Annotated in this window: 12 protein-coding genes and 2 riboswitches; of the genes, 10 read left to right on the forward strand and 2 right to left on the reverse strand. The window is 40.0% G+C overall.

Annotated elements, in window-relative coordinates:
- Position 1: 1 nt before the first annotated feature.
- The 9 genes from EG346_RS07865 (at position 2) to EG346_RS07905 (ending at position 7345) form a co-directional block, all read left to right on the forward strand.
- Entirely contained in the window at positions 2-325 is a 324-nt protein-coding gene (locus EG346_RS07865; protein ID WP_073329042.1) for a hypothetical protein, read from the forward strand.
- Positions 326-328: 3 nt separating this feature from the next.
- Entirely contained in the window at positions 329-1006 is a 678-nt protein-coding gene (locus EG346_RS07870; protein WP_073329044.1) for an RluA family pseudouridine synthase, read from the forward strand.
- A 129-nt stretch (positions 1007-1135) separates the two neighbouring features.
- Positions 1136-1233: riboswitch (TPP riboswitch) on the forward strand.
- A gap of 58 nt (positions 1234-1291) precedes the next feature.
- Complete coding sequence (gene thiS / locus EG346_RS07875; RefSeq protein ID WP_073329047.1) at positions 1292-1498, forward strand: sulfur carrier protein ThiS; 207 nt, start codon at positions 1292-1294, stop codon at positions 1496-1498.
- 26 nt (positions 1499-1524) lie between these two features.
- A complete protein-coding gene (gene thiC / locus EG346_RS07880) occupies positions 1525-3336 on the forward strand; it encodes a phosphomethylpyrimidine synthase ThiC (RefSeq protein WP_123877863.1) in 1812 nt (603 codons plus the stop codon).
- A complete protein-coding gene (locus EG346_RS07885) occupies positions 3333-3923 on the forward strand; it encodes a thiamine phosphate synthase (protein WP_123877865.1) in 591 nt (196 codons plus the stop codon). Before thiC ends, EG346_RS07885 begins: the two co-directional genes overlap by 4 nt.
- A 46-nt stretch (positions 3924-3969) precedes the next feature.
- Positions 3970-4587, forward strand: coding sequence for a thiamine phosphate synthase (locus EG346_RS07890; RefSeq protein ID WP_164466372.1), 618 nt, complete (start codon positions 3970-3972; stop codon positions 4585-4587).
- Entirely contained in the window at positions 4584-5360 is a 777-nt protein-coding gene (locus tag EG346_RS07895) for a thiazole synthase (RefSeq protein ID WP_123877869.1), read from the forward strand. Before EG346_RS07890 ends, EG346_RS07895 begins: the two co-directional genes overlap by 4 nt.
- A gap of 13 nt (positions 5361-5373) precedes the next feature.
- Positions 5374-6492 (forward strand): 2-iminoacetate synthase ThiH, encoded by a 1119-nt coding sequence (thiH, locus tag EG346_RS07900; protein ID WP_123877871.1) that lies wholly within the window; start codon positions 5374-5376, stop codon positions 6490-6492.
- Between the two features lie 142 nt (positions 6493-6634).
- The gene (locus EG346_RS07905; protein WP_123877873.1) at positions 6635-7345 is read left to right on the forward strand and encodes a HesA/MoeB/ThiF family protein; all 711 of its coding nucleotides are present in this window, start codon (positions 6635-6637) and stop codon (positions 7343-7345) included.
- A 71-nt stretch (positions 7346-7416) separates the two neighbouring features.
- Here EG346_RS07905 and EG346_RS07910 read toward each other — a convergent pair whose 3' ends face one another.
- A complete protein-coding gene (locus tag EG346_RS07910; protein WP_073329064.1) occupies positions 7417-9639 on the reverse strand; it encodes an outer membrane beta-barrel protein in 2223 nt (740 codons plus the stop codon).
- A 122-nt stretch (positions 9640-9761) separates the two neighbouring features.
- Positions 9762-9859, forward strand: a riboswitch (SAM-I-IV-variant riboswitch).
- A 287-nt stretch (positions 9860-10146) separates the two neighbouring features.
- Here EG346_RS07910 and EG346_RS07915 point away from each other — a divergent pair.
- Positions 10147-12891: a TonB-dependent receptor domain-containing protein gene (locus tag EG346_RS07915; RefSeq protein ID WP_123877875.1), complete on the forward strand. Its 2745-nt coding sequence runs from the start codon at positions 10147-10149 to the stop codon at positions 12889-12891.
- Between the two features lie 531 nt (positions 12892-13422).
- Here EG346_RS07915 and EG346_RS07920 read toward each other — a convergent pair.
- On the reverse strand, positions 13423-15543 hold the full coding sequence (locus EG346_RS07920; RefSeq protein WP_123877877.1) for an outer membrane beta-barrel family protein: 2121 nt from the start codon (positions 15541-15543) through the stop codon (positions 13423-13425).
- Positions 15544-15545: the final 2 nt, after the last annotated feature.

Below are 15545 nucleotides of genomic sequence, written 5' to 3' on the forward strand. Positions count from 1 at the left end.
GATGATGAACCAACAACAATCACTTCAGGGTATTTTATCAATTGCAGCCATTATCTGTATGGCAGTAGGATGGTTTAATTTATTCTCTCCGGAGATCAACGAGCTTCTGTCCAGAAAAGTTTTTTATGTATTGATAGGAGCGAGTTTCTTCGTTCAGGCACCATCGCTTTCCAATAAAAATTTTATGTACGGGATGTATGCGGCAGCTGCACTTTGTGTCATCGGCGCATTTTTACCGGCAGATTCTAAACTTTCAATGCTTAAAACAATCGGTCTTCTCGGAGGAATTATCATTTCTTTTACCAACAGACCAAGGCGTTCGTAAGGTATGAAAGAGCAGATTGTATATGAAGACAACCATCTTTTGGTTGTTAACAAAAAAGTAGGTCAGCTTGTTCAGGGCGATAAAACCGGGGATGAATCTTTACTGGAGTCCATTAAGAATTTTATAAAGAAAAGAGATGACAAGCCGGGAAATGTTTTTCTTGGCCTGGTGCATCGTATAGACCGCCCAACTTCGGGTCTGGTGATTTATGCCAAAACTTCCAAAGCACTTTCCCGCCTTACCCAGATGGTGAAAAACAGAGAAGTCAAAAAAACATATTGGGCTGTAGTCGGAAAAGAAATGATTCCTCAGACCCAGCGACTTGTTCATTATTTAAAGAAGAATGAAAAGAATAATAAAGCCATTGTTTTTACAAAAGTAACCGAAGGCGCAAAAGAAGCCATTCTCACCTACCGTGTTACCAAAACATTAGATAATTATCTGCTTCTTGAGATTGATCTGGAAACCGGAAGACATCATCAGATCCGTGCCCAGCTGTCAAAAACAGGAATTCCTATCAAAGGAGATCTGAAATACGGATCACCCCGATCCAATCCTGACGGAGGAATTAATCTTCATGCAAGAAAGCTGGAGTTTATTCATCCTGTTACCAAAGAAGAAATAGAAATTATAGCTCCCGTTCCGCAGAATGATGCCATCTGGCGAGCTTGTGAAGAGTAAAGATTTTTGGATAAATTTTTACTGCATAAAATTTAAAAAATAACAGAAGACCATCTCATCACTGAAATGGTCTTTTTTATTTTGAGCAAAACTTAGATTTTGCCCGTTCTTAAAAAATTCCTACCTTCGTCACAACTTTAGGGGTGTCTGTAGACTTACAGACTGAGACTTTACCCTTTGAACCTGATCTGGATGATACCAGCGTAGGGAAAAGTAAATGACTTTTGCTGTACATTCTATTGTACAATAATGGCCATTCCTAAAGTATAGATAAAACAATTAGGAATGGAAATTACAATTAACCACACAACGAAAACATTTGATGTACTTCCCGAAAATCTGGAAGCACTGATGGCTATGGAAATTCCCGGAAAGAAAAAAGGGATAGCTGTAGCCCTCAACAACCGTATTATTCCACTGTCCGCCTGGGCAGAAACCCTCCTTAAAAACAAAGATTCAGTTTTAATCATTACTGCCACTCAGGGCGGATAATTCTCATTTAATAATACAAAAAACTTATGGCTCATCCAATCACATGTTCGCCATTTCCGAACGCCAGAAAAATTTATGTTGAAGGAAAAATACATCCGATCAGCGTAGCAATGCGGGAAATTCATCTCAGCCCGACACGTCTTACCAATGGAACAATGGAGGAAAACGCTCCTGTAACCATTTATGATACTTCGGGTCCTTATACGGATGAAAATGCCTCAATTGATATCATGAAAGGGCTTCCCAGAATCAGGGAACAATGGATTCTGGACAGAAAGGATGTAGATATCCTTAACGGGATCACTTCAGAATACGGAAAAGCACGTCTTGCGGACTCGCGCCTTGATGAACTACGTTTCGGATACGATCACAAACCTAAGGTAGCGAAAGATGGATTAGAGATTACCCAGCTCTATTACGCCAAACAGGGAATCATTACCCCTGAAATGGAATATGTAGCCATCAGGGAAAACCAGCGTATTGAACAACTGGAAACCGTTCCCAAAGAAATCGCATTGCAGCATCCGGGAAATAGTTTCGGAGCCAATACTCCAAAAGGAAAGATCAGTCCGGAATTCGTTAGAGACGAAATTGCAGCAGGAAGAGCAATTATCCCGAATAATATCAACCATCCGGAGAGTGAACCGATGATCATCGGGCGTAACTTCCTGGTTAAAATTAATGCCAATATTGGAAACAGTGCCGTTTCATCCAGTATAGATGAAGAAGTGGAAAAGGCAGTTTGGGCCTGCCGTTGGGGAGCAGATACTATTATGGATCTTTCTACAGGAAAAAACATCCACGAAACCAGAGAATGGATCATCAGAAACAGTCCGGTTCCGATTGGAACGGTTCCCATTTATCAGGCACTTGAAAAAGTAAAAGGAGTACCGGAAGATCTGACCTGGGAAGTTTTTAAAGATACCCTCATCGAGCAGGCAGAGCAGGGAGTGTCCTATTTTACAATTCATGCAGGTGTACTGTTAAGATACATCCATCTGACTGCAAAAAGAGTAACAGGAATTGTTTCAAGAGGTGGTTCCATCATGGCAAAATGGTGTCTGTACCATCATAAAGAAAACTTTTTGTACACCCATTTCGAAGAGATCTGCGAGATCATGAAGAAATACGACGTAGCGTTCTCTCTGGGAGACGGTCTTCGTCCCGGATCTATCGCAGATGCCAATGATGCTGCCCAGTTTGCAGAACTTGAAACTTTGGGAGAACTGACCAAGATCGCATGGAAACACAATGTACAGGTAATGATTGAGGGGCCTGGTCACGTGCCGATGCATATGATCAAAGAAAATATGGAGAAGCAGCTCGAAGAATGTCATGAAGCACCGTTTTATACTTTAGGTCCGCTGACAACAGATATTGCACCAGGCTATGACCATATCACTTCGGGCATTGGGGCGGCTATGATCGGATGGTTCGGATGTGCAATGCTGTGCTATGTAACCCCGAAAGAACATTTGGGGCTTCCCAACAAAGAAGATGTAAAGGTTGGGGTTATTACTTACAAACTCGCTGCTCACGCTGCCGATTTGGCCAAAGGTCATCCCGGAGCCCAATACAGAGACAATGCATTAAGTAAAGCCAGATTTGAATTCAGATGGGAAGATCAGTTCAATCTTTCATTGGATCCGGATACGGCGAGAGCCTATCATGACGAAACTTTACCTGCGGAAGGCGCTAAGATTGCCCATTTCTGTTCCATGTGCGGCCCGAAATTCTGTTCCATGAAAATTACCCAGGAGATCCGTGATTCCGCAGAAAAGGGGATGCTGGATAAGTCCCAGGAATTTATTGAAAAAGGAAAAGAAATTTACATATGATCATTGTGATCACTCCTGAAACTCCTTTTCAAAAAGAGACAGAAATCATTAACCAGTTATTTAATGAAGGATTGGATCTGCTTCACATCAGAAAACCTATGTTCAACAGGGAAAAAATGAAAAGTTTTCTCGATGGTATTGATGACGAATTTCATTCTCAATTGGTACTACACGGATTTTATGATATGAGGAAAGAGTATCCTGTTTCCCGCTTTCATTTCAGGGAAGCAGACCGTTTGGAAGAGCGGCATAAAGTTTTTGCAGGCGAAAATATCATCTCTACATCAGTTCATGACATTGAAGTATTTAATGCCTTGCGAAAAGAATGGGAATACGCATTAATAAGTCCTTTTTTTCCAAGTATTTCTAAAAAAGGCTATGGTGAACAGTCTACTGTTTTGGAAGATATCAAATGCAGAAATAATCAGGAGGTCAAATTGATTGCGTTGGGAGGAATTAATGAAAACAATATCAGTGAAGTTTTTGAAAACGGGGCGGACGGAGCAGCGCTTTTAGGTGGAATATGGGAATGTAATGAACCTGTAAACTCATTCAAAAAGTCCAGGAAGAAAATCCTTTCATCATAAAAACAAATCCGGAAAAGAGAAAATCCTAGATCATTCAGTTTAATTAATAATGGAAAAGTTACAATATATATCACAGGGACATACAATACACGAACAGGAATTCAATATCCGAGCGGCCTTGGACAACGGGATACAATGGGTTCAGGTCCGCTGGAAAAATGCTTCAGAGAAAGAATTAAATGAGCTCTGTATGGTTTCAAAACTACTCTGCTCAGAATATCAGGCGGTCTGCATCATCAATGATCATGTTCAGATCGCAAAAGAAATCGATGCTGATGGGGTTCATCTGGGTTTAAACGATGGATCAATTCATACGGCAAGAACTGTTTTAGGGGATCATAAAATCATTGGAGGGACCGCTAATACAGTATCGGATGTCATCCAAAGAATACAGGAAAAGTGTGATTATATTGGCCTTGGACCCTTAAGATTTACTTCTACAAAAGAAAAACTCAGTCCGGTACTTGGATTTGAAGGCTATCAGCATATGATGAACAGTTTAAATGAAAAATCAATCACCATTCCGAAGATCTTCGCGATCGGAGGCGTTGTGCTTGAAGATATACAACAGTTGCGGGAGATCGGACTCTATGGAGTTGCAGTATCGGGACAGATCACCAACCGCCCGGCTGCCATCAGTGAATTTAAAAAAGCAATGATATGAATAATCAGAAATTAATAATAGCAGACAGAATATTCGAGTCAAGACTGTTTCTGGGAACCGGAAAATTCGGGAATCTCAATGAAATGGCCACCTCTGTAATCGCTTCAGGAACAGACATGGTTACTATGGCTTTGAAAAGAATAGATTCGGGATCGGCAGAAGACGGGTTACTGGATTCATTAAAAGAAACTCATGTTCATCTTCTTCCCAATACTTCAGGCGCCAGAACCGCAAAGGAAGCCGTATTGGCCGCTCAGCTTGCTAGAGAAGCCCTGGAAACGAACTGGGTGAAACTGGAAATCCATCCCGACCCGAAATACCTTCTTCCGGATCCTATAGAAACCCTCTATGCAACTGAAGAATTGGCCAAACTGGGATTTATCGTAATGCCTTACATTCATGCTGATCCTGTTTTATGTAAACGTCTGGAAGATGCCGGAACCGCTGTGGTCATGCCTTTGGGAGCCCCGATCGGGACGAATAAAGGATTGAGAACATTAGATTTCCTGGAGATCATTATCAGTCAGAGCAATGTCCCTGTTGTAGTAGATGCCGGAATCGGAGCACCTTCTGATGCTGCAAAAGCCATGGAAATGGGTGCGGATGCTGTTCTTGTGAATACCGCGATTGCTGTAGCAAGAAACCCGGTTAATATGGCTTTAGCCTTTAAAGAAGGAGTTATTGCGGGTAGAAGAGCTTTTGAGTCAGGGCTGGGAGCAATCTCAGAGCATGCAGAAGCCTCAAGTCCTTTGACCTCTTTTTTATTTGAATAATAAAGCAGAAAAAATGAACAGTTTTAAAGATATTTTTGAACGTTATCAGTGGGATGATATAAAATTCAGGCTCGGAAAGGTGACGCATTCAGATGTGCTCGGCAGCCTTCAGAAAAAACATAAAACATTAGATGATTTTTTGAATTTGCTTTCTCCAGCCGCCGCGCAGGAGCTGGAACTGATGGCCAAAATGACCAGACAACTTACCCAGAAGCGTTTTGGAAAGACCATTCAGTTATATGCTCCGATGTACCTCAGCAATGAATGTCAGAATATCTGTACCTACTGCGGTTTCAGTCTGGATAATGACGTAAGGAGAAAAACCCTTTCAGATACGGAGCTGCTGATTGAAGCTTCTGTTCTGAAATCCATGGGCGTTAATCACGTCCTTTTGGTCAGCGGAGAAGCCAATAAAACGGTAGGGATTTCTTACTTTCTCAATGCTGTTGGCCTGCTAAGATCTCATTTTGCCAATATTTCGATCGAGGTACAGCCTCTGTCAGAAGAAGAATATCTGCAGTTGCATCAGGCAGGTGTTTATTCCGTGCTGGTTTATCAGGAAACATATCATCGGGAGGTTTATAAAGAATACCATCCCAAAGGCAAAAAATCCAATTTCCATTTCCGTTTGGATACTCCTGACAGGATAGGAAGAGCAGGAATTCATAAAATCGGACTCGGAGTTCTGCTTGGGCTTGAAGACTGGCGCGTAGACAGTTTCTTTAACGCCCTTCACATTGATTATCTTCAAAAGCAATACTGGAAAAGCCGTTTTTCAGTTTCATTTCCCAGATTAAGACCAGCGGAAGGAATTATTGAACCGAATTTTATCATGGAAGATAAAGATCTGCTGCAACTGATCTGTGCCTACAGAATATGGAATGAGGATCTTGAAATTTCAATATCTACCAGAGAAAATGAAAAATTCAGGGACAATATCATATCACTGGGAGCAACCTCTATGAGTGCAGCGTCTAAAACCAACCCCGGAGGTTATGCTGTAGACATAGAATCATTGGAACAGTTTGAAACCAGTGACGAACGAAGCATGGAAGAAGTTAAAATAAGCATCAGAAAAGCAGGCTACGATCCGGTGATGAAAGACTGGGATCCTGCGTACAGTGGTTTTTAAAAAATTAAACCATTAAGAAGAATGAAGTCATTAAGTTTAATTAAGAAAAATCAAATCGATTTTTAAATCTTAAAGCAGAGCTTACCTTAATACTTCTTAACCTCTTAAAAAAAACTTAATGGTTCAAAGTAGGTTATTTAGAATGAAAAGCGAAGATATTTTTGCAAGATACAGCCGGCAGATATTCATAGAAGAAATCGGGCTGGAGGGACAAAAGAAAATCAGGTCGTCCAAAGTCCTTGTCATTGGAGCAGGAGGTTTGGGAAGTCCCGTTATTCAATACCTCGCAGCTGCCGGAATCGGAACTTTGGGTGTTGCAGATTTTGACGAGGTGGAGCTTCACAACCTGAACCGGCAGATTATTCATAAGGAAAGTACCGTTGGAGTTTCGAAGGTTAAAAGTGCGGAAGCCTTTGTAAAAAATCTAAATCATCACGTCGATTTTATAGGAATTGATAGGAAAATTGAACGTTCAAATGCAGACGAAATTCTTTCGCAATATGATATTATCGTAGATGGATCTGATAATTTTACAACCAGATACCTCATCAATGATACCTGTGTAAAACTTGGGAAGCCACTGGTGTACGGAAGTATACTCGGTTTTTCGGGGCAAACTGCGGTATTCAACTATAAAGGCAGTAAAAACCTTAGAGATCTTTTTCCGGAACCGCCTTTCGATGAAGATTTGCCGGACTGTGACAGTCTCGGAGTTTTGGGAGCGTTGCCTGGAATTGTAGGAAGTATGATGGCAATGCAGGTCTTAAAGATGATTACCGGACTTCCTGGATCTAATGATCAGCTTACACTTATTGATACCCTGAACTGGAGATTTCAGACCATAGATTTTTAAATAATATTGTTTTAAATAAATGAGGCCGTAAAATTTCTTTACAGCCTCATTTTAATTGTATAAGGATCAATTTACTGGGGAGATTGCATAACGCCCGTATCCTCTTTTTTAGTCTGGTTCAGGATGTTTGGATCTTCCTTCGCCAGTTTATTTCTTGTCGGAATTTTATAATTAATGGAAATTCCGAAATTTCTTGTGTCATACTTGCTTCTGATCATCACAGCCTGCCCTTCAGGTGGATTAGAATAGACCTGCATCACCTGTCCGTTGAAGATATCATTCGCGAAAACAGACACCGTAAGACGGTTGTTCATAAACTTTTTCGTCAGGGTGATATCCAGATTATTATTGAACGGTTTATCTGCTGTAAAGTAGAAATAGCCTGCTTTTGGAGTCAGATAGCTGTAGTTGGCCGTCAGTTTGATATCTTTTGGTAAAAGCAACTGAGTCATGATATTGAAGATCCAGAAACCCTTGTTGTTCAAATTATCAATTTCGTGCTTCTGATATCCGGCGTACAGATACATGAAATTAATTTTATCAGGATTAAAATTGAACTTCATGATCTCGCTCATCGGTTTGCTGAAGATCATAAACGGAATCGGAAGCCCCAGGTTGAAATTGTGAATTTTCATATTTGAAATATTCACTTGCTTGTTGAAAAGATATTTCCCTTCTTTCAGGACAATCTGGGCGACCTGATTTTTAGCAGAACTTACGCTGTACCCGATAAAAGCATAATCAAAAGCTGAAACTTTTACTTCATAATTGTCAAATATCGTAGGCTGAAGATCCGGATTACCTGTTACCTGGGTGTTCGGGCTGCCAAATGTTACGTTATTCGGGTTAAGGGCAGAAATACTGGGAAGGCTGATCTTTTTATTGTAGTTCGCTGCAATGTAAACCTGGTTCATCAGGTTATACTGTACGCTGGCATTAGGAAAAAGCTTAAACTTATTGAATGTGGTAAGATCTCTTTCAAGAATAGCGCCATCCTTTATGGTTCTTGTAATTCCTGAAATATCATAATTTTCAGCACGGGTACCTAATATAAAGTCAAACTTCTTAAGCTTTGCCTGGAATTCAAGATAAGTAGAAGCGGTTTGTCTCTGGTATTCTAAATTGGTAAGTCCTTTATTTTCTGTATCATAATCCTGTCTTTCATACAAACCTCCCAAGCTCACTTTTCCACCGTCCATAAGCTTTATTGGCTGTGAATAATCAATTTTGAAGTTTGCTACCCTCATATCTGATTGATTGTCAAGTACATTTTCCCCACGATAAAAAAGGAAAGGTTCTAAAGGGGTAGCGTCAGTGTAGAAACCTCTCTGGAAGAAATTATCCTGAGAGAATTTGGAGGTAGACTTTGTATATCCGAACTGGAAGTCCAGCTTTTGAGATTTGTCACTGAAGCGCTTCTGATACGTCACAACAGCCTCCTGTCTCAGGTTGTTGGTATGAGCCACATCTGATGCTTCATAATCAGCTTCACGGTAGGTGATAGGATTAATGTTCACAAGGATGTCGGCAAGCCCTCTACTCGCAGTATAATTGTCGTTATTATTGTGATAAATATCGTAGTTCACTAATAATCTGTCCTGTCCAAGATCAAAAGTCAGACCGGATTTAGCAAAATAACCTCTCCCTATTCTGTCTGTATTATTGTGCAGTATAACATCCTGATCACCGTTCAGCATACTTTCACGGTAATTCTGGCCCACATTCAGCTGCCAGCCGAATAGTTTATTTCTTGCATTCAGATTCACAGAATGGGTTGTTCTGCTTCTGAACTTATCGTAGTTGGTAAAAGAGTAATTTCCCGAATACGTTGCCGTTAAATACTTATTGGCGTTTTTATTCGTGATGATATTCATGATCGCCCCTCCGGAGGTGGCAGGGAATTCTGCTCCCGGCTGCGTAATCACTTCAATTTTTTCTACTGAATTGGCCGGCATTCCTTCAAGGAAAGAATTTAATTCATTGGAGGTAATATTAAGAGGTCGTCCGTTCAGATATACATCCAGGATTTTCCCCTGATACATCATTCCCGCAATATCGGTAGCGACCAGTCCCGGAAGTTTTTTGATGCCCTCAAGAACGTTACCGTTATTCAGCTGAGGCTGTTCAGAAAAGTCAAAGATAGTACGGTCTGCTTTCTGTTCAACGGCTTTTTTAGTTTTGGTAATGACAACGCCTTCGATCTGCTTTTCTTTCTCTGGACTGCTCGTGCTCTTTTCCTGTGAATAAGCGAAAAAAGACCCTAAAAGGGATAAAGCTAGTATAGTTTTTTTCATAATGTTTTTTTACTACTCTTCAGTTAGACGTAAAAAAGAGCAATTTGTTACGGCAAAATTTGCGAAAAGTTAAATTTTTAAGCAATTATTTTTTTTATTCCGAAATAATTATATCTTTGCCAGGTAATTATCAAGAATCTCATAGATGGGATAGCAACCTGCAAAACAAGCAAGGTGCTACAATAGATAAGCCGGTATGCCCGGAAAAAATGTTTATTCTCTATTTCTTCCCATCTTGACATTTTTGTTTTAAAAATAAAATCAATGTTTAAAGACAAGGGAAACCTCAAGACCAATTTAAATTTTCGTTTCTCAGATCATGAAGTGTCACTTCGTTATTCTGACCTCTTTTCATGCCATTTCTACATGCGCATGGGTTGTTGTTTCTAGACTTCTTTAAAAAATAATACTTCCATTTTGGCTTTTTAAAAGTAACCTTACAAGAAGGTTGCAGGAATACTATTGCCAAAAATCAAACAAACAATTACTCAAAAAAATAGAAAACACATGCGCAATTTCGAGAAAAAAACAATCATAGCTTCAGCAGCTCTTATCTCAGCATTTTACTTTGGACAGTCGGATTCTGCAACATCCAAAAAAATAGATGATGTAGTCATCCTCGGATCAAGAGGAGCCGGAAGATCTCTTACAGACACTCCGGTTCCCGTAGATATCATCAATATTTCAAAGATCTTAAGACAAAGTCCTGTTAACAATATCAGTCAGGCCCTCAATTATGTAGTGCCTTCATTTTCTTCCACTTCACATACGGTCAATGACGGAACCGATTTTGTAGATCCCGCTCTTCTCAGAGGACTGGGTCCGGATCAGGTTCTGGTCTTGCTTAATGGTAAAAGAAGATATCAGTCTTCATTGATCAATGTGACATTGACTCCGGGAAGGGGTTCGGTAGGAACAGATCTTAATGCAATCCCTGCTTTTGCTCTGGAGAAAATAGAAGTACTAAGAGATGGAGCGTCTGCTCAATATGGCTCTGATGCCATTGCAGGAGTCGTGAATTTAGGACTCAAAAAAAGATTAGGGCTTTCAGGACAGGTTTTCCTTGGAGGATACGCTTCCCCTGTCGCCAATAATTTTTCCGGAGGAGTAGACGGGCAGACGATCTCCGCAGATCTGAATTACGGAGCTAAAATAGGTGAGAAAGGCTTCATTAATGTTACCGGATCGGTACAATACCGTGATCCGTATTCAAGAGCGGGCGTCCGTCATGGAGACATCTATAACGCTTATAATGCCATTAATTACAGAGCATTGCAGGATGGAGTCAATATCGATGGATTATATAAAAATATTACCAATACTTCCAACAGCCAGCAGATCATCAATACCGTCAAACAATATGCCTCGCAGGTAGGCTATTTTTCACAGGATTTCAGAGATCAGATTTCAGGAGCGAATAGTATTGCTGCCCTACAAGGTTTGCTAGGGAAAGATTTTACTAACGATGAGCTTAGTTACAGAGGCCTGGAAAGAAAAGATTTCAGCCTGAGAGCGGGGCAGTCTAAGCTGCAGTCGGGGCAACTTTATTTCAATTCTGAAATTCCGGTGAATGAAGACTGGAAAGTCTATTCCTTTGGAGGATACAGCTACCGTTTGGGAAATGCCGGAGGATTCTTCCGTCTGCCCAACACGGAAAGAAATATCAATGCGGTTACCCCGAATGGATACCTTCCTCAAATTGAAGCCAATGTGAATGATTATTCCTTAGCAGGAGGGATTAAAGGGAAATGGAATGGCTGGAATGTAGATCTGAGCAATACTTTCGGAAAGAATGCTTTTAATTTTGGGGTAGTGAATACATTTAATGCCTCTCTGGGAGATCACTCACCAAGAACTTTTAAAGCAGGAGGATCAGAATTTTTACAGAATACTCTGAATTTGGATTTCTCAAAGAAATATGATGTCCTTCAAGGTCTGAATGTAGCCTTTGGTGGAGAATACCGTTATGAAAACTATAAAGTGAATGCAGGAAATGAAAACTCTTACGTTTCCTATGATATTTTCGGGCGTGTAGTGACTGCTGCTACTCCTGAAAATGAAAAGGTTACCGATTTTTTTGGACATATAAGACCAGCCGGATCACAGGTTTTCCCGGGATTCAGTCCTGATAATGCGGTTTCCGGAAGCAGAAACAGTGTCGCGGCCTATGCTGACGTTGAAATTGAGCCCACGGATTGGTGGTTGGTAGAAGGAGCTGTACGGTACGAAAACTACTCCGACTTTGGGTCCACCTTTAATTATAAATTGGCAACAAACGTAAAACTGGCTAAAAATTTCAATGTAAGGGGTGCGGTTTCAACAGGATTCAGAGCGCCTTCTTTAGCACAGATTTATTATAGTTCCACGTCTACATTGATCCAGCAGGGCAAGACAACTCAGGTTGGGACTTTCAGAAATAATTCTGAAGCGGCTCAGGCTTTAGGAATTCCAAAACTGAAACAGGAAACTTCGCAGTCTTACAGTACGGGAATTACCTGGAAGATTCCGGCTTTAAGTCTTGTATTGACAGCGGATGCCTATCTGATAAAGATTAAAGACAGGGTAGTGCTTACCGATTTATTTTACCGTCCGGAAGGAAGTTTTGCTCCGGGATCAGACCAGGCTGTGCTGCAGGGAGCTTTCGATCTTGCGAGAGCCAGTGCGGCTAATTTCTTTGCCAATGCTGTAGATTCCCAGACAAAAGGATTGGACATCACTATTTCGCAAAACACAAGAATTTCGGAGGGAATATCTTTGGAAAACAATCTTGGACTTAATCTGAATCAGACCAGGAGAGTGGGAGAGATACATGCCTCGCCGAAACTGGTGAGCCAGATCGATAATTATTTCTCTGAACCCAACAGAGTGTATTTTGAAGAAGCGGTACCCCGCATAAAAGCCACGCTTGCCAATACAGTAAAATTTTCTGCTCTTACAGTTTCGCTTAGGAATTCCTACTTTGGTAAAGTGACAGATGCGGATGTATTGGATACCAATTTTGATGGAGTTACCGAAAGCAGGGAACATTTTATTTTAAATGACCGTATTGTGACAGATCTTTCTGTGGGGTATGATTTTAATAAAAATATTTCGGCGACGATAGGAAGTAATAATATATTCAACAGATTGCCTTCCAGAAGTCCAGACATCAGTTCACTGACTGCTGATAATCAGTTTGTGTATTCCAGACAGGTTTCGCAATACGGGATAGGTGGGCGTTTCGTTTTTGCGAGGGTAGAATTTAAATTTTAAAATTGATAAAGAAGGCAACAGAAAAACAGAGAATCAATCTCTGTTTTTTTGTTTAGATGAATACCCAAAAATCATCCATTGCAAAACCTAGGGACTAGATAAAGTTTTTAACGCAAAGAAAATGAGTATCCTCTTATATCAAGGAAAGCGAAGGAGGAATCAATGAAATTGATTCTGATGAAGGAGGTGGATACAGATCATCTGATTTTAAAATGTCCCGCAGAAGATGGAGTTGATGCGATTTTTACTTTTGCTCATCTGCTTGATCCGTATCATCTGCGAGAGTAAAAAGTCAAACCATTAAGATGAGGTTAAGCTCTTAAGAATATTAAGTTTTTAGACCTACAACTTAAAAAATCATTTGATTTTTTCTTAACTGAGCTTACATTCTTCACTGATCTTAATGTTTAAAAAAGGATGAAATGAGAATCTGTTTCGTCAGCCAGATCTGCGAAAGCGTATCATTATAAATAAGCTTTTGTGGTTAATAAAAACAAGATCAAAAGTTTGAGAATGAGTCAACAAAAACAATTATTGTGCTCTTTCTTTTTCCTCAAAATTGATGTTTTTCTTACTGATTTTCTTTTTGCCGCTTCCAAAAGTATAATTAACACTTAAACGGAAGCTTCTGCCGTCCCAATAGTTATTCATGTATTGGGTATTATCAGAGAAATATAACTCTCCACGGTATCTCTGGGCAAAAATATTGGTTATTGTGGCATTGATCTGAAGCTTCTTTTCCATAAGAGAAACCTTTAATCCTGAAGTCAGTTCCGGGAAAGCCTGGAAATAGGAGTTCACATTTTTGTACGCAAGGCTGTGGCTGTAGTTCAGGAAAAATACCAGTGTTTTATTTTTGTTTAACGTAAAAGTATTGTTGATAGAATAGCTGAACGAACTGCCTTTTTGGGTTTGTGCCTGAATATTGAACACCGATGAATTCTGAAGGGAAGCATTCAAAGAAAGATTGGTTTCCCAGAACTTGAAGAAAATATCGGTATAAGAGGCATTGAGTCCCAAAAAATTGTTGTTGTAATAATTCAGATAGGTACTGGTTTGTGAAAGTTCATCTATATAAGAGATCTGTCCAAATCCATTTTTCATTCTCAGATAATAAACACTGGCTGAGAATTTATTGTTAAGCGTATATCCTAGCTCTAAATTATTGATATAGGCAGGTGTAAGAAGAGGATTTCCTGAAGAATATGAATAAGGATTTTCATACCATCGGAACGGATTCAGGTTGCTCATACTCGGGCGGTTGATCCTTCTTGAATACGACAAGCTGAATACATTTTTGTCTTCTTTATACGAGACATACGCGGAGGGAAACCATTGTCCGTAATTATATTTGTTTCCTGAATTGGAAGTAGGCGTAAAACTCTCTGCATGGGTATTTTCATAACGGATACCCGCTTTCGTTTCCCAGTGTTCCCCGAATGTTTTGGCATAGCTGAAATAGGCTGCGTAATTTTCTTCCTGATACGTGAATACATTAGCTCTAGAAAGATCCGGAATATATTGTCCGCCGTTCAGATTAAAATACTGAATGTTGGAACTGTTTTTAAACTGATTGAATTTCACTCCGGTTTCAATGGTTCCAAAGGAGAATGGAAGTTCCAGATCCGCCTGAGCGGAGAAAATCTGTGGGGAAATCAAAGATACTGTTTTCACGTCCTGAGTAGAATGGTCTGAAGATTTTAAAGTAGAAAAATTCACTTCAGTATCAGAATCGTTTTTGTAAAAATTTCCTGCAATGCTTAGTTTCTTACCCAGTGAATCAAGTTTCAGATCGTAGTAAGCGCTTAAAGTATGAGTAGGAAGTTTTTCACGGTGAAAAGTATGGGTTAAAAGATCTTCTTCGTCAAGATTGGAGGCGATGTTCTTTGTGGTATTCACGATATCCATCCCGGATTTTTGATGGGCATAAATGTATTCCATTCCGATTTCAGCGTTTTTGCTGATTTTATAAGATAGATTAAGCGTTGGCGTCAATTCCTTCCACATATCTTTTCGGATCGAGTTGCTGTAATTTTGAGAAGCTCCGATAATAGTATAATTTTCATCTGTACGCTTGGCTGAATCATAATACGTTAATTTCAGGCTGCTGCTGAATTTTTCCGTCTGATAATTAAGGGAGCCATTGGAACTAAAGCCGGAATAACTTCTTTGGATGAGGTTGGAATTGATATTTCCACTGAAGCCTAAATTTGGATTCTTTTTAAGGATAATATTAATAAGTCCGCTGTTTCCCTGAGCTTCATATTTTGAAGGAGGGGTAGTGATCACTTCTATTTTGGAGATATTTTCAGAACGGATAGATTTCAGATAATTTAAAAGAGCATTCCCTGAAAGATTCAGCATTCTTCCGTTGATCATTACACTCACGGTACTTTTCCCGGTAATAGAAATGGAACCCATGTTTTCATCAACTTTCAGCATCGGAACATTCGCCAGTGTCTCTGTTGCATCCATCCCCTGAGAAGCTACTGATGCTTCTACATTAAAGATCAGACGGTCTGCTTTTCTTTCGATGAGTTTTTTCTTGACCAAAAGATTGATCTGTTCCACATTCCTGATGCTGTCTTTTTGCGTCTGTGCAGATAGCGCTGCTGATAAAAGGGTGCTGATAAGAATATATTTCAGTTTCATAG

The sequence above is a fragment of the Chryseobacterium carnipullorum genome (assembly GCF_003815695.1).
GTDB classification, from domain to species: domain Bacteria; phylum Bacteroidota; class Bacteroidia; order Flavobacteriales; family Weeksellaceae; genus Chryseobacterium; species Chryseobacterium carnipullorum.